Annotated in this window: 17 protein-coding genes; 2 read left to right on the top strand and 15 right to left on the bottom strand. The window is 57.4% G+C overall.

Going from position 1 to position 21,098, the window contains the following annotated elements; all coding sequences use genetic code 11:
- Positions 1–703 precede the first annotated feature (703 nt).
- From EDC14_RS19925 to EDC14_RS19885, 9 genes are all read right to left on the bottom strand, one after another.
- Positions 704–1,357: an HAD family hydrolase gene (locus EDC14_RS19925; RefSeq protein ID WP_132016082.1), complete on the bottom strand. Its 654-nt coding sequence runs from the start codon at positions 1,355–1,357 to the stop codon at positions 704–706.
- A gap of 75 nt (positions 1,358–1,432) precedes the next feature.
- Positions 1,433–2,965 carry an FGGY-family carbohydrate kinase gene (locus tag EDC14_RS19920; RefSeq protein ID WP_132016081.1) on the bottom strand — a complete coding sequence of 511 codons (1,533 nt, stop codon included), beginning with the start codon at positions 2,963–2,965 and terminating at the stop codon, positions 1,433–1,435.
- Between the two features lie 30 nt (positions 2,966–2,995).
- Positions 2,996–4,084: a M42 family metallopeptidase gene (locus tag EDC14_RS19915; protein ID WP_132016080.1), complete on the bottom strand. Its 1,089-nt coding sequence runs from the start codon at positions 4,082–4,084 to the stop codon at positions 2,996–2,998.
- Between the two features lie 48 nt (positions 4,085–4,132).
- Positions 4,133–5,191 carry an ABC transporter permease gene (locus tag EDC14_RS19910; protein ID WP_132016079.1) on the bottom strand — a complete coding sequence of 353 codons (1,059 nt, stop codon included), beginning with the start codon at positions 5,189–5,191 and terminating at the stop codon, positions 4,133–4,135.
- A 30-nt stretch (positions 5,192–5,221) separates the two neighbouring features.
- Positions 5,222–6,220 (bottom strand): ABC transporter permease, encoded by a 999-nt coding sequence (locus EDC14_RS19905; RefSeq protein ID WP_132016078.1) that lies wholly within the window; start codon positions 6,218–6,220, stop codon positions 5,222–5,224.
- 59 nt (positions 6,221–6,279) lie between these two features.
- Positions 6,280–7,773 carry a sugar ABC transporter ATP-binding protein gene (locus EDC14_RS19900; RefSeq protein ID WP_132016077.1) on the bottom strand — a complete coding sequence of 498 codons (1,494 nt, stop codon included), beginning with the start codon at positions 7,771–7,773 and terminating at the stop codon, positions 6,280–6,282.
- Positions 7,774–8,133: 360 nt separating this feature from the next.
- Entirely contained in the window at positions 8,134–9,132 is a 999-nt protein-coding gene (locus EDC14_RS19895) for an autoinducer 2 ABC transporter substrate-binding protein (RefSeq protein ID WP_165908170.1), read from the bottom strand.
- A gap of 117 nt (positions 9,133–9,249) precedes the next feature.
- Positions 9,250–10,065, bottom strand: a complete 816-nt coding sequence (locus EDC14_RS19890; RefSeq protein ID WP_132016075.1) for a BtpA/SgcQ family protein — start codon at positions 10,063–10,065, stop codon at positions 9,250–9,252.
- A 78-nt stretch (positions 10,066–10,143) separates the two neighbouring features.
- Complete coding sequence (locus EDC14_RS19885) at positions 10,144–10,938, bottom strand: DeoR/GlpR family DNA-binding transcription regulator (protein WP_132016074.1); 795 nt, start codon at positions 10,936–10,938, stop codon at positions 10,144–10,146.
- 651 nt (positions 10,939–11,589) lie between these two features.
- Between EDC14_RS19885 and EDC14_RS19880 the strand changes: the two genes are divergently transcribed.
- Complete coding sequence (locus tag EDC14_RS19880) at positions 11,590–12,252, top strand: LysE family transporter (protein ID WP_132016073.1); 663 nt, start codon at positions 11,590–11,592, stop codon at positions 12,250–12,252.
- A 28-nt stretch (positions 12,253–12,280) separates the two neighbouring features.
- On the opposite strand, the gene EDC14_RS19875 is transcribed toward EDC14_RS19880, so the two are convergent.
- From EDC14_RS19875 to EDC14_RS19855, 5 genes are all read right to left on the bottom strand, one after another.
- Positions 12,281–13,057, bottom strand: a complete 777-nt coding sequence (locus EDC14_RS19875) for an SIR2 family NAD-dependent protein deacylase (protein ID WP_132016072.1) — start codon at positions 13,055–13,057, stop codon at positions 12,281–12,283.
- Positions 13,058–13,303: 246 nt separating this feature from the next.
- Positions 13,304–14,791 (bottom strand): B12-binding domain-containing radical SAM protein, encoded by a 1,488-nt coding sequence (locus tag EDC14_RS19870; protein WP_132016071.1) that lies wholly within the window; start codon positions 14,789–14,791, stop codon positions 13,304–13,306.
- 179 nt (positions 14,792–14,970) lie between these two features.
- The gene (locus tag EDC14_RS19865; protein ID WP_132016070.1) at positions 14,971–16,125 is read right to left on the bottom strand and encodes a hypothetical protein; all 1,155 of its coding nucleotides are present in this window, start codon (positions 16,123–16,125) and stop codon (positions 14,971–14,973) included.
- A gap of 81 nt (positions 16,126–16,206) precedes the next feature.
- Entirely contained in the window at positions 16,207–16,431 is a 225-nt protein-coding gene (locus EDC14_RS19860) for a hypothetical protein (protein ID WP_132016069.1), read from the bottom strand.
- A gap of 55 nt (positions 16,432–16,486) precedes the next feature.
- Positions 16,487–17,995, bottom strand: a complete 1,509-nt coding sequence (locus tag EDC14_RS19855) for an IMP dehydrogenase (protein WP_132016068.1) — start codon at positions 17,993–17,995, stop codon at positions 16,487–16,489.
- A gap of 203 nt (positions 17,996–18,198) precedes the next feature.
- Here EDC14_RS19855 and EDC14_RS26880 point away from each other — a divergent pair, with 203 nt between their 5' ends.
- Complete coding sequence (locus EDC14_RS26880; RefSeq protein WP_165908169.1) at positions 18,199–18,348, top strand: hypothetical protein; 150 nt, start codon at positions 18,199–18,201, stop codon at positions 18,346–18,348.
- A 109-nt stretch (positions 18,349–18,457) separates the two neighbouring features.
- On the opposite strand, the gene EDC14_RS19850 is transcribed toward EDC14_RS26880, so the two are convergent.
- Complete coding sequence (locus tag EDC14_RS19850; RefSeq protein WP_132016067.1) at positions 18,458–20,971, bottom strand: beta-mannosidase; 2,514 nt, start codon at positions 20,969–20,971, stop codon at positions 18,458–18,460.
- Between the last annotated feature and the right edge of the window lie 127 nt (positions 20,972–21,098).

The raw sequence follows: 21,098 nt of genomic DNA, 5'->3' as shown, positions 1-21,098 counted from the left end.
TTTAGCACTGGTTCTTCGGTTTGTCAACCGCTTTTTTTGGCTCGCCGTTTGGCGAGTGGACTCTTATCTTAGCATGTCCCCAGCGGTTTGTCAACTTCTTTTTTTCGTTTACCTGCGGATTTGTTTTCCACGGCAGGAATTATCCTATCATGTTTCCCGGCCTTTGTCAATCCGCTTTTTTCGTTTGCCGCGTTTTGGGTCTTTCCCGTGGCGCGGATGCTTATCTTACCACGGTCCCGCTCTGGTTGTCAACTGCTTTTTCTTCTTTGAGCTGCGGGTTTGGTTGGTTCCGCTTTCTCGGGCGGATGCTTAGTTTATCATGGGCTCGCTCTTTAGTCAAGTTGTTTTTTGCGATTTGCTGTTTCGGTTGGTGATTCGGGTTATTCGGTTACTGAATATGCTGATTTAGTTACTGAATGATGATGTTCGGTTAGTGAATGGACTGATTTAGTTACTGAATGATGATGTTCGGTTAGTGAATGAACTGATTCTGTAACTGAATGAAGATGTTCGGTTAGTGAACGAACTGATTCGGTTACTGAATGAGCTTGCACGGTTACTGAATACGCTTCTTTAGTTACTGAATATGCTTCTTCCGGAACCGAAGGGAGAGATTCGCTTTCAAAATGAATCTCTTCTACTGCTCATCATACCGGTCGAGTCACGGTGAAAGAAAAAACCGTAGCTGAGGCTGTAGCGGTAATCAGCCTTGGATCCGGACCAGCAGTTCCCGCAGGGGTAGATCAGCCAATGAATTCAGGCGCAGGTGCGCCTGGCTGAAATCGAACTGCCGGGTCAGGTGGCTGGGCACCGCCACGCAAAAAGTACCGGCTTGACGGGCCGCGCTGACCCCGTTGAGCGAATCCTCAAACACCAGCGCCTGATCGGGCTCGAGCTGAAAAGCCGTGAGCACGGCCCGGAATAGCTCGGGATCGGGCTTGGTCCGGGTCACATCATCGGCGCAGCGGATCACCTCAAAGAAGGACAGCAAGCCGACCCGGCTCAGATGGCCGGTGACCCATTCCCGGGATGAGCTGGAAGCCAGACCGACCCGCAGTCCCATGCGCTTGGCCTCTTTCAGATAGTCCGGCACTCCCGGCAGGACCGGATTGGCCGTCACCAGCTCAAAGTGGCGCTGGCGCCGTTCCTGGCTGAGCCGCTGGCGGTCTACGGGATGCCCCAATTGACGCGCTAAATATTCATAGGGGTCAAACAGATCCGCGGAACCGATCCCCTGGAACAGCTCCGGCGGTACCTCGCACTGATATTGCTGATATAATTCCCGGACCGATTGATAGTAAGGAAGCTCCGTCTCTAAAATCAATCCGTCGAAATCGAAGATCAACGCTCGAATCATCGTCCACTCCCCAAGCCGTTACCGATTCGCCGGCATCGAAGCCCAACCCCTGACTGACAGCCCGCCGCGGCAAGGTCAAAGCAAGGACTGGATCGCATGCATCGCCGCCTGATTCTGGCAGTATAAATTCAGATACAATTCATGATACTGCCGGTACCGCGCGGCATATTGCGGGTTCGGTCGGACCGCCGGGCCCCGCTTCACCCAGTCCGCGATGGCGGCATAGGAGGAGAATACACCGGCCCCCAATCCCGCCAGAAAAGCGTCGCCGTATGCGGCGCCCACGGTAACCGCCGGAACCTGTTGCGCCGCGCCGCAGATATCGCTGACGATCTGCAGCCACAACGGGTTCTTGGTGCCGCCGCCCACCGCCGTGATGGTTTCCGGCGCGGCGCCGATCTCCGCCAGGATATCCAGATGGTGCCGGATGCCATGGCCGATCCCTTCCAGCACCGCCCGGTAGAGATGCTCTCTGCGATGCGCCAGGGTCAGCCCGAAGATCAAGCCGCGGGCCTGCGGATCGTTGATCGGCGTCCGCTCGCCGCTGAAATAGGGCAATACCACCAGGCCTTCGGCGCCCGGCGGGATTGCCGCGGCCTGCCGGGCCAGCTCGGCATAGGCATTGATGCCGGCGGCCTCTTCGGCCGCAACCAGTTCCCGGGCCAGATTGTCCCGGAACCAGCGGGTCAACGAGCCGGCGGTGGCCATCCCCGCCGTCAGGCAATAGGTGCCGGGAAAGAGATAGGGCGCGGCCCAGAGCCGCGCATCGATGAGCGGCCGGTCCAGCACTTCCACCAGGAAAACCGTGGAGCCGTACATCAACATCATCTGCCCGGGCGCGACCACGCCGGTGCTGACCGCTTCCGCCGCCGCATCGCAAGTGCCGACGATCACCGGAGTCCCCGGCGCCAAGCCGGTCTGCTCCGCCGCGGTCCCGGTGACCGTGCCGGCAATATCAGTGGTCCAGGCCACCTCCGGCAGTTTATCCGGCGCGACGATGGGCCGGCACAGATCGGCCGCCCAGCCCCGGCTGCGGGTATCGTACAACGGGGTGAACCCGGCCGCCGCCGTATAGTGGTCCACCACATAGTTGCCGGTCAGCCGGGCCACCAGAAAGCTGGTGCCGGTCACCAGTTTGTAGGCTTGCCGGTAATGTTCCGGCTCCTGATTCTTTAGCCAGAGGATCTTCGGCCCCACCGACTGGGTCGACAGATAATTGCCGCAACGTTCAAAAATGGTTTCGCGGCCAAGCTGCCGCTCCAAAGTAGCGATCTCGGCGGTCGCCCGGGTATCGATGCCGTACAGGACCGCCGCCCGCAAGGGGCGCCCCATCCGGTCCAACGGCAGCATGTCCGGTCCGATGGCGCTGCAGCCGACCGCCGCAAGCTCGGCCGGATCAAGGCCCGACTCTCGCAGAAGCTCCCACACAATGGCGCAAAAATCGCCCCACCAAACCGTTTCGGCGTCATGTTCGGCCCATCCCTGGCGGGGAATCGCCAGTTCGTGCGGGCGCACCCCGGTCGCGACGACCGTGCCGTCCACCGCGGCAATAACCCCTTTCGATTCATACGTGCCGATATCCACCCCGAGTAAATACTTTTTTTCCATCGCGTTCGCCCCCAGGAGTATCCCCTTTGCCTATTCTCGGGTTAATTGAAAATCCGCCCGGACCGAACCGACCGCCGCCCAGACCAGCGCCGCCAGGGCTTCGATGTCCCGGGGATCGCAGATCTCCACCGGCGTGTGGGTATAGCGGGCCGCAAAGCCCAGATCCATCGCGGGAATCCCGGTCCCCACCAGCTGGACGTAGGACGAATCGGTCAGAATCCCCAGCGCCGCGCTGCGCTGCAGCGGGAGGCGTTCGCGTTCGGCGACCTGCTTGATCAGCCGGACCAGGCCGGGATGGGGAATCGTGCCATTCAAAGTGCCGCGGCCGTGAAAACTATATAGCCCCAGGATCGGGCCGCCGCCCAGTTTCAGATCGGAACGCCCCTTCAGATCGGGAGTATCTCCGGCAATCATCAGGTCGAGCGAGATGGCGAAATCGGGCAGGATTGCCGCGGCCGCCAGACAGGCGCCGCGCAGGTTAAACTCCTCCTGGACCGAGCCCACCAGATACAAGGTGGCGTCCGGACGCTGCCCCGCCGCCAATTCGGCCAGTTTGACCAGGATCGCGCAGCCGCCCCGATCGTCGATGGAGGTGGCCGCCAAGCGCCCGTTGAATAAGGGTTGAAACTGCGGCTGGTAAACCACAGGCGATCCGATATCGATTCCCAGATCGTATAACTGGCGGTCGCTTTGAGCGCCCATGTCCACATACAATTGGGAATACGGGGTGACCACGTACTTCTCCTCGGCCGGCGTCGCATGATGGGCTTTATTGCCGATGACGCCCGGGTAGACCGCGCCGTCCTCCGCTTCAACCCAGACCGGCGTCCCGGGCAGAACTTTTTCGGGGATCCCGCCCAGCCGTTCCAGCCGGACAAAGCCGTCGCTTTCGATGCGCCGCACCAGGAAGCCGAGCTGATCCATGTGGGCGAAGATCATGATCTTGGGCGCCCGCGGATCCGCCCCATTTACCTTGGCGATCAGATTGCCCGCTTTATCCACGCTGATTTCATCGGCGTACGGCGCCAAAGCCTGCCGCAGATAGCGCGCCATCTTCGTTTCGTGCCCCGCCAGCGCGGGAATCGCAGTCATCTCTTTCAATAATGCCGAAATTTCCATGGTTGAAAACACGACCTTCCGTTGAAAATTCGGCCGTTTCCAGCCGCTTTAGTCGGTGGAACGCGACCGCTTCTTATTGCTGTAATAATTGATCACCATCACTAGGATCAAGACCGCACCCCAGATAAATTGTTTAAAAAAATTGCTGAACCGCAACATGTTAAAACCGCTGGACAGGAATTGCAGCGACAAGATAGCCAAGGAAACTCCGGCGATGGTTCCAAAGCCGCCGTTGGGATTGACCCCGCCCAGCACCGCGATTAAGATCGCCTGTAAAGTATAGGAGGTTCCGTAATCCGCCTTGGCGGAATTGGTCCGGGCCACCATAATCAGGCCGGCCAGCGCCGACAACAGGCCGCTCAAAGCATAAGTCCAAAGCAAGACCCGGGCGTTGTGTATCCCCGAAAAGCGGGCGGCGGTGGCATTGGTCCCCAATAAATAAGCCTTATTCCCGTAAGCGGTTTGATTCAAAATCAACGCAAAGAGGGCCGCGATCACCGCGAAAATGAGCAGTGGAACCGGAATGCCCCAGACCGAGCCATTGCCGATCCAGATGAAGGCGTCGGGAAAACCGTAAATCGCCGCGCCCTTAGTCAAGACGATCGCGATGCCGGTAAAGAGTTGCATCGTCCCAAGCGTGGCCAAGATAGGCGTGATTCCAATCCTGGCGATGAAGATGCCGTTCAATAAACCGCAGGCCACCCCGGTCAATATCGAGAGGGCAACGGCGGCCAGGATGAATAAGCCAACGGTACCCCCGGCCGCGCTTTCCGGGATCAGCCGCGTTAGAACCAGTGATGCCAGGATGGCGGAGAGATTCGCGATCCCCACCATGGAGAGGTCGATTCCTCCCGTGATCATGGTCAGCATCATTCCAACCGCCAGGATGCCGTACTCCGGAAACTGGAACGACATCGAGCTGAAATTGCGGACCGTCAAAAAAAGCTCCGGCTTTAAAGCGCTCATGACTGCGAATATCGCTAGGGTAATCCCCAGCAAACGGAGCAAATTCCGGTCATGGCTCAGATAATTGCGAAAATTCGCGAAACGGCCGGGAATCACCGTTTCATTCTCTCTCGTACTTGGTGTTTCAACCCTTTTATCCATTGCAATCAACGCCTCCCGAGTCCACCCGTATCAATCGAGTAAATTTGAATTCAACCGCGCTTCATTCCGCCGGTTTTGCCAGGCCGGCAATCCCGTGCCGAGCAGGATCAGCGAGCCGACCACGATCTGTTGCCAATAGGAAGGTACCCCCAGCAGGATTAGGCTGTTGTTGATGACCACCACCAGACAAACGCCGAGCAGCGTCCCATGAATCGTCCCGTAGCCGCCGCTGATCCGGGCGCCGCCCAGCACCACGGCGGCAATCACGTTCAACTCGGTTCCCACCAAATCAAAGGGATTGGCCATTCTGACCAGCGATGCATGAACCACCCCAGCAATGCCCGAGATGAATCCGACGAACCCATAGATAAAAAATTGGATGAAGTTAATATTAAAACCGGCTCGCGCCGCCGCCACGGGAGCGCCGCCCAATGCATAGATCCCCCGTCCCAGCATCGTATAGCGAAGCAGATACCAACTGAAGACAATCAGGACCAGCAGGATCAGAATCGCCGCATGCAACCCCGTGGTCGTTCCGTTGCTGGCGCTGAACCGGATGAGATCGAGCTTTCCAAAACGGACCATCCCTTCCGGAATGTCAATAATATAGGTGCTTCCGATAAAAGCCAGCATAAATCCTTGAACCATGCTTGAGGTCCCCAAGGTGACGATCAGGGTCGGCAACTTAAACTTGGCGATCAGCGCGGCGTTGATCCAGCCCAAAACGAGGCCGATCACGGCCGCCAAAGCCAAAGTCCCCAGAAAGGAGCCGCAATCGAATGCGATCAAGATCTTGCTGGTAACATACATGCTGAAAACGGCGATAGCCGTAAAGGAGACATCGATTCCCCCCGAGACGATGACGATTAAAACCCCGATCGCAAAAATACTCGTAACAATGCTGCTGCGGAGAATATCAAAGAGATTGGCGAGCGAAAAGAAGGCCTGGTTGATGGATCCGATGACGATCGCCAGCGCGAGGATGGTTAAGGCCACCAAAAACTCGTTTTTTTCGAATAACTTTTTCATTTTCGCACTTCCTTCAATGAATCACTGGACAAGGCCGGACGATTCCGATCAAATTCAAGTCAGGCACAGGTCAGTTTGGCGGTTAACTCATGCTCGGTGACGCCGTCGCTGGAGAACTCCGCGGCGACGCAGCCCTTCTTCATGAGCAAGATCCGGTTGCAGGTCTGCAAAAGCTCCGGAATGTCATCGGAGATGATGATCACTCCCATGCCTTGGCGGGACAGTCTGATAATGATCTCGTGGATATCTTTTTTGGAGCCGATATCCACCCCTACCGTCGGGCCATTCAAGATCAGAATGCGCGGCGCGGTCGCCAACCATTTGGCGATCACCACCCGCTGCTGATTGCCGCCGGAAAGACTTTGCACCGGCAGATCTGCCGATGGCGTGGCGATACTCAGTTCTTGAATCCACCCCGCCACCGTAGCCTCCCTTTGGGGAACATCGAGCAGCCGCGCCGCATTCAACAGGCGATCCAAGATGCTGGCAACGATATTTTTCTGAATCGGCTGTGGCAAAAACAGTCCTTCGGTCAGACGGTCCTCCGGAACATAAGCGATTTTGTGGCGAACCGCATCCTGGACGCTTTGAATCCGGACCGGCTGTTCGTCGATCCAAATCTCCCCGCTATCCGCGGGCCGCAGGCCGAACAGCGCCAGCGCCAGTTCGGTCCGGCCCGAGCCCAAAAGGCCGGTGATGCCCAGGATCTCGCCGGGCAAAAGCTCGAACGAGATATCCCGAAACGCTCCTTGACGCGATAACCCGGCCACCCGCAACAGACTGCCGGAATCGGCCGCCGGCTGATACTGGAAACTGCTGTCGGGAATCTCCCGCCCCGTCATGTAATATACAAATTTTGAGCGGTCAAAATCCCGGGTCGGACCGTCCACGACATGACGGCCGTTCCGAATGATCATGATCTTCTCGGAGATCTCGAACACTTCATTAAGTTTATGGCTTACAAACAGGATCGCAATCCCTTTTGCTTGCAGTTTTTTGATGATGGCAAAGAGAGAATCCACTTCTTTCTGGGTCAAGGTGGTGGTCGGCTCATCCATGATGATCAGTTTGGCGTTTTGGAGCAGTGCCCGGGAGATAGCCACCAATTGTTTATTGGCGACGGATAGCTCCTCGATTCTGGCATCCAAATCGATGCGGATGTTAATCTGCTCCAGCGCCGCCTGGGCGATCTGGCGAACCTCCCGCCAATGAACGGTTCGCCTTTTTTGAACCAGTTGGTGATTCATGGCGATGTTTTCCGCCACCGTCAAATTGGGAAATAACGAAAAATCCTGATAAATAATTTGGATCCCTTCCCGGATGGCATCGATGGGGCGCAGTTGCTTGCAAAGTTTGCCGTCAATGCTGATTTCTCCTTGATCCGGCGCCAACACTCCCGCGATAATCTTGATCAGGGTCGATTTCCCCGAACCGTTTTCGCCGGCCAGGCAACAGATTTCGCCCCGGCCGATAGTGAAATCGACTCCGTCCAGCGCTTTCGCACCGGAAAACGATTTGCTGATATTGGTTAACGTTAAGAATGGCTCACCCATATCCTTGTCTATCCTTTCTCCGCGATTTGGATTAGACACCCTTTTAAAAGCGTTGTGATAAACCCTGCCCGAAGGTCAGGGTGAACACAAAAGCTCAGAAAAGCAAGTGATAAAGTCGTTTAAATCTTTTTGCAAGCTAACTTCCGTTTCGAAAGACTTTATCACATGGCTTTTAAAAGCGTTGTGATAAACCCTGTCCGAAGGGCCAGGGTGAACACAAAAGCTCAGAAAAGCAAGTGATAAAGCCGTTTTTTAATCCACTGAAAGGCTGATTTCCGTTTCGAGAGACTTTATCACATGGCTTTTAAAAAAGGACAGTTGGATAAGTGTTTTACCCAACTGTCCTTTTTTGGCATGACTTTAAAAATTATACTTGCTCATGTTCTCTTTGGTAACGTCGATCCAGGCTTGGCCGTAAATCACTTTTCCTTTGATCTTGACCTGGTTGTACCCGGGAATGCCCAAATTGGCGCCGGCTTTGATCTTCTTGCCTTCCAGGATCGTCAAGGCCAGCTTGTTCATGGCATATCCGGCATCGGCCGGATCCCAGAAGCTGATCACATCCGTCGCACCGGACTTCAGGTATTTGCTGGAGACGGAGACCAGACTGGTTCCAACCACCGAGACTTTTCCCTGCAAGCCCAGTTCTTCAACAGCCAGACCCGCGCCGGCCGGATCCGTGGCGGCACTGCCTTGAATCCCTTTCAAATTCGGGTATTTCTTCAGCAATTCCTTGGTTTTATTATAGGCAACCGTTTGATCCTCATTCGATTCAAGCCGGTCCGTGACCAGCTTCATATGGGGATACAGCTTTTTCTGCCGGGCAATGGCGGCATCCGCCCACTCGTTATGGGTTTTCGCGGTCAAACTTCCTACGAAGATGGCGTATTCGCCTTTTTTGCCCATGCTGTTGGCGAGCTGGTCCATGAGATGCGCGCCATAGGCGGAGTTATCGAAGGCTTCAATATCGTAATTGACATTTTTAATATTGGAGGCTTCGTGACTGATGACGACAATTCCTTGATCCATTGCTTTTTTCAGGACGGGCTCCAGTGCCTCCGACGAAATCGGAACGACACAGATGGCGTTCACATGCTGGGCGATCAGATCCTCGATGATCTGGACTTGGAGGGCGGCATCCGCTTTAGGCGGTCCTTGCTGGAATGTTTCGTTACCGGTGTCTTTGCCGAACTTCTTGACCCCTTCTTCCATGCGGTTAAACCACTGCACGCCGCTTAATTTAACTACCGTTGCAATGGTATACTTCTTCGCCGCCGAGCTTTGAGTTTGAAGATTGGCCGGACCGAGTAACAATGCCAGTAAACCGAGGACGAACAGAATCGATATGTACTTTTTCACCTGATATCCCTCCATTAAATTTTTTAGTGGTACCTTTCGCTGAACGACCGCTCACCTCCCCGCCCGATGTCAGGTGTCCGGATTCTCCCGTTCATTTTGCGACCGGCAGTCCGAAACTTATTTCAAATTGGCCCGAAAAGCCCTGACCCGATCCATGAATGCCTTGACCCGCTGCACGTCGACCCGGTTGTGGAATACCCCGTCCGCTTTGAAAGCCGTGCCCACGACGGCGCCATCGGCGACGCTCAATTGCTGCTCCAGGTTGTCCAGGCGGACGCCGGTGTTGGCAAAGATGATCGTCCCGGGAACCGCTTCCTTTACGAGCTGCAGGGTTTGGAGCGAAGTCTCGCTGCCGGCGGTCAGCCCCGAGACGCATAAGGCATCGGGTTGATTGTTAAACACGGTGGTTCGCGCTATCTCGGTAATGCTCCGTTCGCCAAGGTACTTCGCGGCCTCCGGCACGATATTAAACAGCAATTTGACGTTTTCGGCCCCGATGGCGTGCTGGTGACGGATTACCTCACCGCAGTTGGTATTCCATAAGCCGAAATCGCTGGCATAAACGCCGGTGAAGATCTCCCGCACAAATTTGGCGCCGGTGGCGACAGCCAAATCCAGTGAAGCGGCGGGATCCCATAATACATTGACCCCAAACGGCACTTTAATCTCCGGCATCAGTTGACCGATGATCCGGGCCATGGCCGCCACGGTTTCAGTCCGGACTTTGGTCAGGTAAGGAAGGCTGAATTCATTGGAAAACATGATGGCGTCGACTCCCCCTTCCTGCAGGGACAGCAGCTCGCGCCGCGCCTCCTCCACCACCTTGGTGATGCCGCCCTGCTTGTCATAGGACGGATCTCCGGGCAATGCCGGGAAATGACACATGGCGATGATCGGTTTCTGAGTTCCTAATACTTCGGTCAACCAATTCATGGTAATCTACTCCTTTGATGTATTGTCAAACGATTTATTTCAGAGAAACGGCCGGCCAGGGCCGATACGAATGATCCCTCACAGCGCGGCCAAGGTGGTCGGAATTCCCAGTTGCTGCAGTCCTTGCAAGATGGATTCATCGATGCCGGAATCCGTGATTACATGGTCGATCTGATCGAATGCGCAAACTTTGGCCAGCGCGGCATGGCCGAATTTGGAATGGTCGGCGGCGAGATATACTTGGCTGGCGGCTTCAATGATTAACCGTTTGATCTGAACCTCGATAAACGTGGCGTTGGTGATTCCTTGAACGATGTCGACGGCGTCCGCTCCCAGGAAAGCCTTGTTCACCCGGACCTGACGCAAGAGATCCTCGGCGATCGGGCCAACCAGTACATTAAACCCTTCGCGGCGGCTACCGCCGGTGACAATCACGGTGGTTGAGGGATCATAGGTGATAGTGCTGGCGATGAAGAGATCATAGGTGATGATGGTCAAGTTCTTATGATTGCTCAGGTTCCGGGCAATCTCAAAGGTGGTCGACCCGGAATCGAGGATCAAAGTTTCCCCGTCGTTCACCAGGGAAGCGGCTTCCAAGCCGATTGCCCGCTTTTCTTCAGAGCAGAGCAATCTTTTTTCCGGATAAAGCCGCTCAAAGGCAGTGCTGCTCTCGGGCAAAATCGCTCCGCCGTAGGTACGGCTGATCAATCCTTCCGTTTCCAGGACGGAAAGGTCGCGCCGGACCGTAGCCTCCGAAACATCCAATACGGCGGCGAGTTCTTCAATACGACCGCTCCGGTTCTGCTGAATATACTCTAGGAGCCTTTTTCTTCTTTCGGCCGGCAACGTCGCTTCCTGATTGATGGGTGCCATGCAAATCCTCCTTCGATCAAAATGACGAAATGTTCAAACTGGTTTAATATGAAACGCTGGGTGGTTTCTAACGAAACGAAATGAATTGAATCGCATCCCCAAACCCGTGAATTGTTTTGCAGTTTTATATTAATAATAATGACATAGTTTGATAAATCATGCAATACTTTTGCCGAAATTTTGGGTTATCTTTTCGAGGTTTATCCTTCCGTTTGATATAAATGCCGTTTAATGCACATTGATGTTTGTAGATGGCTATGATTGATGTTGAAATATAATGAAAATCATTTGCAATATCTTTCAAACCTTAGTAGCGTGGCATGGAATGAAGCCGACGCGTAAAATGATTCCGCTCCATGCGTTCGGCCCATCCGAAACTCATCGTTTTTAGAAGCCATGTGATAAAGTCCTCAAATTCGGAAATCACTCTTTCAAAGGATAAAAAATCGACTTTATCACTTGCTTCTCTGAGCTTTTGTGAACGCCCCGACCTTCGGACGGGGTTTATCACAACGCTTTTAATGCGGTTTGGAAGAACCGGATCTTGAACCGGCCGCCCGGACCCGGTATACTTATGAATTGGCGGTTACTTTTCAGGTTGAATTTTGGGCGTGGAGCCGCCCGTAAGGAACAACGGAGGAAATTTTCAAGATGGAACTGTTTTGGACAGCGGTGGGATTGGGCCTGGCCTATAATGCGGCGCCGGGAGCGGTGAATACCGAATCGTTGCGGCGGGGACTGCGCTACGGATTCCGGCCTTGTTTTAAAGTACAAGCCGGCGCCTTGATCGGCGATCTGATCTGGGCGATCATCGGCCTGACCGGTACGGCTTTACTGATACATATCGTAGAGATGCGGATTCTCCTGACCATTGTCGGGGCGACCTTTCTGCTGCGGCTGGCCTGGCTCTCGCTGAATGAAGCGCAGAAATTAAAGGACCGTTCAGCGGAGGACGATTCCGGCCAGTGCACCAAGAACTTCAGCACCGGCGTCTTCTTCTCGCTGGCGAGTCCGCTGGGGATCGCCTTCTGGAGCGGCGTGGGGGGCGGGTTGCTGCCGCATAGCCAGTCGTTGGACGGGATGACGCTCTGTGCCTTTTTCCTGGGGTTCATCCTCGGCGGAGCGCTCTGGTGTCTCGGATTCGCGGTCTTTGTCGCTTTGGCCCGCAACTACGTGGGCAAACGGGTATTGCGGGGGATCTACGCCGTGTCCAGCCTGGCGCTGTTCTATTTCGCGCTGGAGATGATCGGCAACACCTGGCACGCGGTGATCGTGCCCTATTTGCTCCGGCCCAAGGTCGCCGGGTCCAAATAAACAGATCCAAGCCGCCGTGGGGCCGTGCTCATACCGGCTCTGCCAAAATGCTGTCAACCAGAGCAGAGATGACCGCTCCGGCACTTTCCCGCACCACCCAGCGGGCCAGGCGGTCCAAGGGTGTGGCTTCCCGGTTGATGATGAGCAACCGCGCTCCGGCATCGGCCGCCCACTCCGGTAAGAGGTTGGCGGGGCCGACCGTCAGCGAGGAGCCGACGACCACAAAAAGATCGGCGCGCCGCGCCGCCCGCATCGCCTTCTCCCAGGCCCGTTCCGGCAATCCCTCGCCGAATAGCACAATGTCCGGCCGCAGTCTGCCGCCGCATTCGGGGCACTGGCACTCCGGCCCCACTCCCGGCGTCAACGTCTCATCTTCCGCCTCCGGCAACATCTGCCGGCTGTCGAAAGCGGCGTGGCAGCGCATGCAGCTCACCTTGCGTAGGGTCCCGTGCAGTTCCAGCACTTCTGGCGCGCCCGCGAGCTGGTGATAGCCGTCGATATTCTGGGTGATCAGCACTCTGAGATAGCCGTGCTCCATCAGCCGGCTCAGCCCGAAATGGCCCGCGTTGGGTCCGGCCGCCAGGATATTGCGGATCCGGTCCTGGTAGAACGGATAGAAGAGCTCCGGCTTCCGCTCCAACATGGTGATGGACGACAGTTCTTCCGGCGTCTGCCGCCATAATCCCTTGGACGAGCGAAAATCAGGCACCCCCGACTCGGTGCTGATCCCCGCTCCGGTCAAGACCACCGGATACCTGGCCCCCCGCCAGCTGGCGCTGATCTCCCGCAATACGTTCTCATCCATTCCGAACACCCTCTCCCATGATATCGAAGCTTCCGGGCTCCCGCGGTTCACGGCCAGGGAATCCGCTTTCCCTGGAAGTCCCACCAGCATTTTCCTCAAAGCTTGCCAATATCTTCGACACTCGGCCGGCAAACCCTGCAATCTTGAGCGCCCAAATCACTCCAATCATGCAAAAAAGACCACTCCTGCGGGAATGGTCCGTTCATTGCTTGTTCGAAGCGTCGGGACGGGTGGTCAAGTGAGATTTTACGACGGTTTCAGCTCCGCGAATACTTTCCGGAAGTGAAAACCATAGATCGAACAGGTGACCGCCAGCGGGAATGACTGCGGCCGCTTGAGCATCGTCCAGCCCAGCAGTTTCCAGAAATAGAGCCGTTCCTCGCCGAAGATTCCAATGGAGACGAAGGCCCGGGTCAAGGCGTAGAGATCGCGCCAGCTGAGCCGGAGCGCTTTCCTGGGGAAGGGCCGGTACTCCTTGAGGAACTCCTTGACCCGGCGGTAGTAATATTCCGGAGCGTAAATGGTGTCCACCACTTTGCGGTAGCCGTTCACCAGGAGCTCCCGCGGCATTTTGGGGATGAAGTTCAGTGAACCGTCGGTATTGTTCCCGCCGTCCCGCTCAAGCAGGCGCTCCTCTTGCTGCAGCCTTTGATAGAGCAGCGTGCCGCGCATCGCGTTCAACAGGCCGACCATGGCGGTGACGATCCCGCTCTTCTGGATGAATTCGATCTGCTTCTCGAAGATGGTCGGCGGGTCGTGATCGAAACCGATGATAAAGCCGCCCAATACCTGCAAGCCGAAGTGCTGGATCTTCTTGACCGCCGCCACCAGGTCGCGCCGCTTATTCTGATTCTTGTGGCATTCGGCCAGGCTCTCCTCGTGCGGCGTTTCGATGCCGATGAAAACGGTATCGAAGCCGGCCGCCACCATCCGCCGCATCAGCTCCTCATCGTCAGCCAGGTTGATCGAGAGCTGGGTATAGAAGGTGAAGGGAAAACGATGCCGCTCCATCCACTCGGTCAGCGCCGGAAGCAGCTCCGTTTTGAGCTTTTGGGTATTGCCGATGAAATTGTCGTCCACCATGAAGACATTGCCGCGCCAGCCCTTATGGTATAAGCTCTCCAGCTCCGCCAGGACCTGGGCCGCGGTCTTGGTCCGCTGCACCCGGCCGTAAAGCGCGGTGATATCGCAGAAGTCGCAATTGAACGGGCAACCGCGCGAGTATTGGAGGCAGGTCGAGGCGTAACGCCTCAGATCCACCAGATCCCAGCGGGGCACCGGGGTCTGCGTCAGGTCCGCCCACTGCTCCGAAGTATAGATCCGCCGGGGGGCGCCGTTCGCCAGATCGCGCAGGAACTCCGGCATGGTCAATTCCGCCTCGTTCAGCACCAGGTGGTCGACGAGGGGAAACTCTTCCGGGTCGGAGGTGAAGAGCGGCCCGCCGGCAATGGTCTTCACCCCCAAGGCATGGCAACGTTCGATCACCTTGACGGCCGACGGTTTTTGGACCGCCATCGCGCTGATGAGCACATAATCGGCCCAGCGCAGATCGGAGTCGGCCAGCTTTTTGACGTTCAGATCCACCAGCCGTTGCTCCCATTCCGGCGGCAGCATGGCCGCGACCGTCAGCAGCCCCAGCGGCGGATTGGTGGCCGACTTGTCGATGAACCGCAGGGCGTATTTGAAGCTCCAAAATGTCTCGGGGTAACCGGGATAGACCAAGAGAATTTTCATGAGCGCTCCTTCGTTCCGAAAGTTGATGAAGTTAAGTATAGACCGTCGCCCCGAAGTTTATGCCTTTTTCGGCCGTTCCGAGCTTTTTGGCACCGTTACTCGGGCGAACCGCCATCCCCTTTCCCATCAACCGGCATGGCCCCCTATTGCCGTCAGGCCGGGAGGTTGCAGTCCGGCCGTCAGTTCGGAGCCGCATTGCGGCCGATTTTGACCAGGCGCAGGTTGGAGCGGGAGTTTCCCGCCGTCATCGAGCCGTACGCCAGGTTGGGCTGGATCAGGTAACAGGTGACGTTGCGAGTCTCATTCCGCCACGTCATCGTAAAAGACAAAGAGCCGTCCCCGTTCAAGCTGGGATTGACGATGTTGACCGCTTCAAAGACGTCCGCCGCGGTGCCGTTGGTCAGATAGTCGGTGGCCACGTCGGTCTCGGTGCGCAGCGGCGCGGCAAAGATCTTCAAATTGGCGCCGCTGACGAGGATCTTCCACTTGTTCAAAGTATAATTCGCCTCGTTCTCCTGGAGCCAGATCCCGTCAAAATTGTTCAAGAGCTGTTGGGGGGTATCGCCGGGCGGCAGCGGGTTCTTCAGCAGCTGCATCACGGTGAGGTTGCGGGAGATCCGTTCGCCGAGCAACGCCGCATTGCGATAATACCCTTGAGCCGCCCCATAATTGGCCATTTTCATCGCGTTGCCGGAGGCGGAGTCCCCCAGGGCGCTGCGTTGGTCCCCCTGGCGGCTGAACAGCTCGGCCCGCTGTTTGAGGGTCATATTTTCTTTTTCGAGTCCGTTCCGGAGGTTCTCCCGGAGCTGGGTCAGACGATGGCTATAGGCCCGCAGGCTGTTCCCATCCAGCCGAATCTGGACCGGAGTCCCTTCAGTCCGCGCCGCTTGGCGCATATCCCGGTCGGAGAGGATTTTCTGCATGCGGATGGTTTCATTCAGATTGCCATCCATCACACCCTGCAAGCGCCAGATACTGACGCGGTATCCTTCCACCGTCCGGTCGTCCTGCCAGGCCAGGCGGCAATATTTGCGGATGACGTTCAACGCCGACCGTTCCCAGGCGGTGGGCTCCAATTCGAGCTCCAGCCCGTCGGGGTTCTCCCGGATCTGCAGAATCGGCACTCTCCCCTCCATCTTGCTGTCAATGACATAGCCGTCGCCATTCCGGGAGATGGTCCAGACGTCATTGGTAGTCGAAAGATCGCGGCGGATCGTGACGGCCCATTGCCCCTCCAGAGTGGGGACGTTAGGGTCGGCGAGCGCCGCGCCCGCGGACAGAGCGGCTAAGATCATCAGGGCGATGATGCCCTTAAGGAAACTTCTCATTCTCATGACCGTGATTCCTTCCTGCTTTTCTTTCTGGAATTTACTTCGATGGAATGGAGTGAATTCCTTCCATTCAATCCAAATTTACTATGACTTAGTCCCAATGACATGGCAGACCTTCTTCCCACCGCAGCGGACCTTCCCGCCGCCACGGAAGACCTTCCGGCCGTGCTGGACGATCTTCCTTTCGCCGCAGCAGGCCTTCCCGCCGCCGTGGCAGAACTGCTTTTCCCCGCGGCAGACCGTCCTCCGGTCATGGAAGACCTTCCTTCCGCCATCGCCGGCCTTCTTTCCGTTATCGCAGAAGTTCAACAAAAAACTCCTGCCTCGGCAGGAGTTCTTAAAATCCGGTAGCGGACGCGGGATTTCACGTCTCGCTGTAGACCGTCTTGTCCTTTAGGATCACGTCGTGGGCGCCGCCCTCGATCAAGCTGGTGGAAGAGACCAGGGTAATCCGGGCGGTCCGCTGCAACTCGGGGATGGAGAGCGCGCCGCAATTGCACATGGTCGACTTGATCTTGCTGAGGGTGATGTCGAGATTCTCCTTCAAACCGCCGGCATAGGGGACGTAGGAGTCGACCCCTTCCTCGAAGGAGAGTCCTTGTCCGCCGCCCAGGTCGTAACGCTGCCAGTTGCGGGCGCGGTTGGAGCCTTCGCCCCAGTATTCCTTGACGTAATTGTTGCCGAGCTTGAATTTCTTGGTCGGGCTCTCGTCGAAGCGGGCGAAATAGCGCCCCATCATCACGAAATCCGCCCCCATCGCCAGCGCCAGTGTGATATGATAATCATGGACAATGCCGCCGTCGGAACAGATGGGAATGTAGATCCCGGTCTCCTGGAAATATTCGTCGCGGGCGGCCGCCACTTCGATCAACGCCGTGGCCTGGCCCCGCCCGATCCCTTTCTGCTCGCGGGTGATGCAGATCGAGCCGCCGCCGATGCCGACCTTGACGAAGTCCGCGCCGGACTCGACCAGATAACGGAAGCCTTCCCGGTCCACCACATTGCCGGCGCCGATGCCGATCTGCCCCTTGAAATTCGCTTGGACATATTCGATGGTGCGGCGCTGCCACTCGCTGAAGCCGTCCGACGAATCGATGCACAGGACGTCCGCGCCGGCCTCCACCAGGGCGGGAATGCGCTCCGCGAAATCGCGGGTGTTGACCCCGGCCCCGACCACGTAGCGCTTGTGCTGGTCCAGGAGTTCGTAGGGGTTTTCCTTATGGCTGTCATAGTCCTTGCGGAATACGAAATACATCAGGTTCTGGTTCTCATCGATGATCGGGAGGCAATTGAGCTTATGGTCCCAGATGATGTCGTTGGCTTCGGAGAGGGAAATTCCCTCACGGCCGTACACCAACGAAGCGAACGGCGTCATGAATTCACGGATCGGTTTGTCCAAAGCGTCCCGGCTGATCCGGTAATCGCGGCTGGTGACGATCCCCAAGAGTTTGCCGTTGGGGGTGCCGTCCTCGGTCACCGCCACGGTCGAATGGCCTTTCCGCTCTTTCAGGGCCAGGATGTCCCGGAGCGTATGGTCCGGGGTCAGGTTGGAATCGCTGATCACGAAGCCGGCCTTGTACTTCTTGACCTTGCGGATCATCTCCGCCTGGTCGGCCACGGACTGCGAGCCGTGGATGAACGAGATTCCGCCGGATCGGGCCAGGGCCACCGCGAGATTGTTGTCGGAGACCGATTGCATGATCGCCGAGACGATCGGGATATTCATGCGCAGCGCGGACTGCTCGCCGGTCCGGTATTTGACCACCGGCACCGTCAGGTCGACATTGGCCGGGATATTATCGGTCCGGGTCAGATTGGGGATGAGCAGGTATTCGCTGAATGTCCGGGATGGCTCCTGATAATAAAAAGCCAAAATTACCACTCCTTCGTTGGATTCGCCGCAAAACTTTTAAGTTAAAGATTATAATATCGAATGTGGCCGCGTTTGTCAAACGCTATCGCCGAACGATAGCGGCGCCGAGGAATCGGCTCATCTGGAAGTCATCCCGACTTCGTTTCGCGGCGAAGCCGGCGGCCGGTGATTCGCCCGGCCATTTCACGAAAAGAGGTCATTTCATGGTCTATATCGCAATCCTCGGGGCCATTCTGGTCCTGATCGGCAACAATACCCGGACCGCTTACAGCCGGCCCTTGGTCCTGGCCGGGATGGTTGTCACCGTGCTGGGTCTGATCCTGATGTGGGTCTTTCGCGAGGTTCGCTCCTGAGGAGTCCGGACGGGCCACCCGCTCCGCACAGCCCCGTTCAAGAGGCCGTTCGCGAAAGAACGGCCTCGATTGATGGCGATCGTGAAGGAACTCCGGCGGTGCGAGCGGATTAGCTTCCCTGATTGAGCGCGGCGACCTGAATCTCTTCCGGGCGGAGCAGGCTGCCCGGCAAGCCTTGAAGGGTCACGATCTTCTCCTCGCCCGGCCGCAGATCGAAATAGTTATCGCTGAGGGTAGCCCCGTCCAGCCGGTGCTCGATCTTGACGAACTTGGCAAAATTGTCGGTCCGGATCCGGAGCTCCAGGCGGTCCTCCACTGCCCTGTCCCGGTTCACCTCCAGCCGGCAAGGCGGCAGGTTCAGATCCTTATAATCCTCGAAGAAGAAGAGATTGCCCCCGGCCGCCGCGTCGCCCGGCTGGGCGTATAGGAATTCGAAATTGGTGTAGGTCACATTGATCCGGTTCTTGGAGAATTCCCGGAGCTTGACCGAACGATTGGCCGGGACCGCGATCTCCAGGACTTCCCGGTACTCCGAATTGCCGAAGAAATCGGCCAGCCCGATTTCCACCCGGTCCCGGTACTCCTGGAGCGTGTCATTGATCGCCCAGAGGGAGACCGTGTCCGGCCCCTCTTCCTTGAAGGAGAGCAGAATGGGCTGGAACGCCCGGCGCACATAATAATAGGAGGCTTTGGGCCGGCCGTGGAAATCGACGATGCTCCAGCTGATCGCCGGCCAGCAGTCGTTGAGCTGCCAGATCAAGGCGCCGCTGCATTCCGGCTTGCGCCGCCGGTAATGCTCCAGTCCGTACTTCAGCCCTTCGGCCTGGGCCAGCATCGAATAGTCGATATACTGCCCGAGATCGGACGGGAGCCCGGTGTAGCTCTGCATCATCAGAAAGCCCCGGTTCGGCCGCTTGTCTTTGTTCCGGTAGCGCAATCCGAAACTGCCCCAGTACAACTCCTCCTGCGGCAGGCACTCCTGGAGCGTGCGCAGCACCGGCGCGGCGTGGATCCCGAACTCCGAGACGAACTTGCCGTAATCCTGGGCGAACTTTTTGAAGGAGATTCCCGCCGGGGTGTTATCGACCACCAGCTTTTCGCCGTGGCGGTGCGGATAGACCTGGCCCGCCCAGACCTGCCAGTTATGCTTGTCGCCTTCGTCGTCGCTGTTGGGGTCGTTGCCGCCAAACGGCGAGCTCGGCCAGTACAGCCGGGTCGGATCCAACTCCGCCAGGAGCTCGGGCATCAGGTCGTGATAGATCTTCTCGCCATACAGCCGCAAGTCTTGCAGGTCGGAGAGCTTCTGGCCGTGAATCCACTGGATCTCGTTATTGCCGCACCAGATGGCGAGCGACGGATGGTTGCGCAGCGCCGTGACGGCGTAGCGGACCTCCTCGCGCACATTGGCCATGAATTCCGGATCGAAGTCGGGATAAGACGAGCAGGCGAACATGAAATCCTGCCAGACCATGATCCCCTGCCGGTCGCATTCGCGGTAAAACCATTCCTTCTCGTAGATGCCGCCGCCCCAGACCCGCAACATATTCATCCGGCCTTCCTTGGCAATGGCGATCCACTGGCGGTAAGCATCCTCCCCGATCGCTCCGATAAAGCTGTGGGCCGGAATCCAGTTGGCGCCCTTGGCGAAGGTCGGAACGCCGTTTAATACGAAGGTGAAACGCTTTTGGCCGTCCTCGGTCCGCTGTTGCACGGTCAGGGTGCGGATGCCGATTGGCGTGCTGTAACTGTCGACCATGGTCGCGCCGTCTTTGAGCAAGACAGTCAGATCATAGAGCGCCGGCTCGCCCAGATCGTGGGTCCACCAGAGCTTGGGCTCCGGCACGGTCAGGCGCAACGCGGCCCGGCCCTCCCGCAGCGCCACCGTATCGGTCAAGCGTTGTCCGGGCCGGCTCAAAGTGATCTCCGCGTGGAGCCCGGCCTCGGGCCGCCAGACGGTTGCGGCGATCTCCAGCTGCAGATCGGCCGCGTCTTCCCGGAGCGCCGCAGTGTGGGCGAAGACGCTGTCGATCTTGGCGGTCTGGTAGACATTCAACGCGACATCCCGCCAGATCCCGGCGGTGATCAGGCGCGGCCCCCAGTCCCAGCGGAAATTCATCTGGGCCTTGCGGACCCAGGCCCGGTTCGGGCTGTAGGAGTACCACATCTTCTCATAGTCCTTGCCGGCGGTGGCGGCGATGGTCGAATCGAACCGCACCGCCAGCCGGTTGAGTCCCGGCCGCAGCCGGCCGGTGACGTCAAAGACCGCCGGGGTGAACATATTCTCATGGCTGCCCAATTCCCGGTCATTCAGATAGACCGTAGCGAAAGTGTCCAGCCCGTCAAAGCATAATTCGCAGATCGCGCCGTCCGCCAGTGGCCGGTCGAAGCTGAATTCCATCCGGTACCACCAGACCTTATCCTCGATCCAGCGGCATTTCTCCACATTGGTGGAGTAAAAGGGATCGGCGATCCGGCCGTGCCGCAACAGCGTGGAATGGACATCGCCGGGAACCGCCGCGTCCAGCCATTCGCCGGACCATTGCCCGGAACGGGCGGCTTCGTCCGCTTTGGAATGCCGGTCGCAGCCTTGCAGTTGCCATCCTTCATTCAACAAGATCTTCATCTTGGTTTTCTTCCCCTTTTTCGAAGCATTTTTGAAACGCCCCGGCCGCAGAGAGCTTGCTCTCCGGCCGGGGCGCTTGAAATACAACCCGTTCTATGCAACGGCATGATTTAAATCGCCTGATTCG

Source organism: Hydrogenispora ethanolica, from assembly GCF_004340685.1.
Lineage (GTDB): Bacteria > Bacillota > UBA4882 > UBA8346 > UBA8346 > Hydrogenispora > Hydrogenispora ethanolica.
Note: the sequence above shows the minus strand (reverse complement) of the source record. Positions and strands in the feature narration are given on the sequence as shown.

Bases quoted from the DNA above. Each gene is read 5' to 3' on its own strand.
- EDC14_RS19880 (WP_132016073.1), top strand. From the start codon at position 11,590: ATGGAACTGTTTTGGACAGCGGTGGGATTGGGCCTGGCCTATAATGCG.
- EDC14_RS19870 (WP_132016071.1), bottom strand. From the start codon at position 14,791: ATGAAAATTCTCTTGGTCTATCCCGGTTACCCCGAGACATTTTGGAGC.
- EDC14_RS19900 (WP_132016077.1), bottom strand. From the start codon at position 7,773: ATGGGTGAGCCATTCTTAACGTTAACCAATATCAGCAAATCGTTTTCC.
- EDC14_RS19850 (WP_132016067.1), bottom strand. From the start codon at position 20,971: ATGAAGATCTTGTTGAATGAAGGATGGCAACTGCAAGGCTGCGACCGG.
- EDC14_RS19925 (WP_132016082.1), bottom strand. From the start codon at position 1,357: ATGATTCGAGCGTTGATCTTCGATTTCGACGGATTGATTTTAGAGACG.
- EDC14_RS19885 (WP_132016074.1), bottom strand. From the start codon at position 10,938: ATGGCACCCATCAATCAGGAAGCGACGTTGCCGGCCGAAAGAAGAAAA.
- EDC14_RS19865 (WP_132016070.1), bottom strand. From the start codon at position 16,125: ATGAGAATGAGAAGTTTCCTTAAGGGCATCATCGCCCTGATGATCTTA.
- EDC14_RS19890 (WP_132016075.1), bottom strand. From the start codon at position 10,065: ATGAATTGGTTGACCGAAGTATTAGGAACTCAGAAACCGATCATCGCC.
- EDC14_RS19905 (WP_132016078.1), bottom strand. From the start codon at position 6,220: ATGAAAAAGTTATTCGAAAAAAACGAGTTTTTGGTGGCCTTAACCATC.
- EDC14_RS19920 (WP_132016081.1), bottom strand. From the start codon at position 2,965: ATGGAAAAAAAGTATTTACTCGGGGTGGATATCGGCACGTATGAATCG.
- EDC14_RS19910 (WP_132016079.1), bottom strand. From the start codon at position 5,191: ATGGATAAAAGGGTTGAAACACCAAGTACGAGAGAGAATGAAACGGTG.
- EDC14_RS19875 (WP_132016072.1), bottom strand. From the start codon at position 13,057: ATGGATGAGAACGTATTGCGGGAGATCAGCGCCAGCTGGCGGGGGGCC.
- EDC14_RS26880 (WP_165908169.1), top strand. From the start codon at position 18,199: ATGGTCTATATCGCAATCCTCGGGGCCATTCTGGTCCTGATCGGCAAC.
- EDC14_RS19915 (WP_132016080.1), bottom strand. From the start codon at position 4,084: ATGGAAATTTCGGCATTATTGAAAGAGATGACTGCGATTCCCGCGCTG.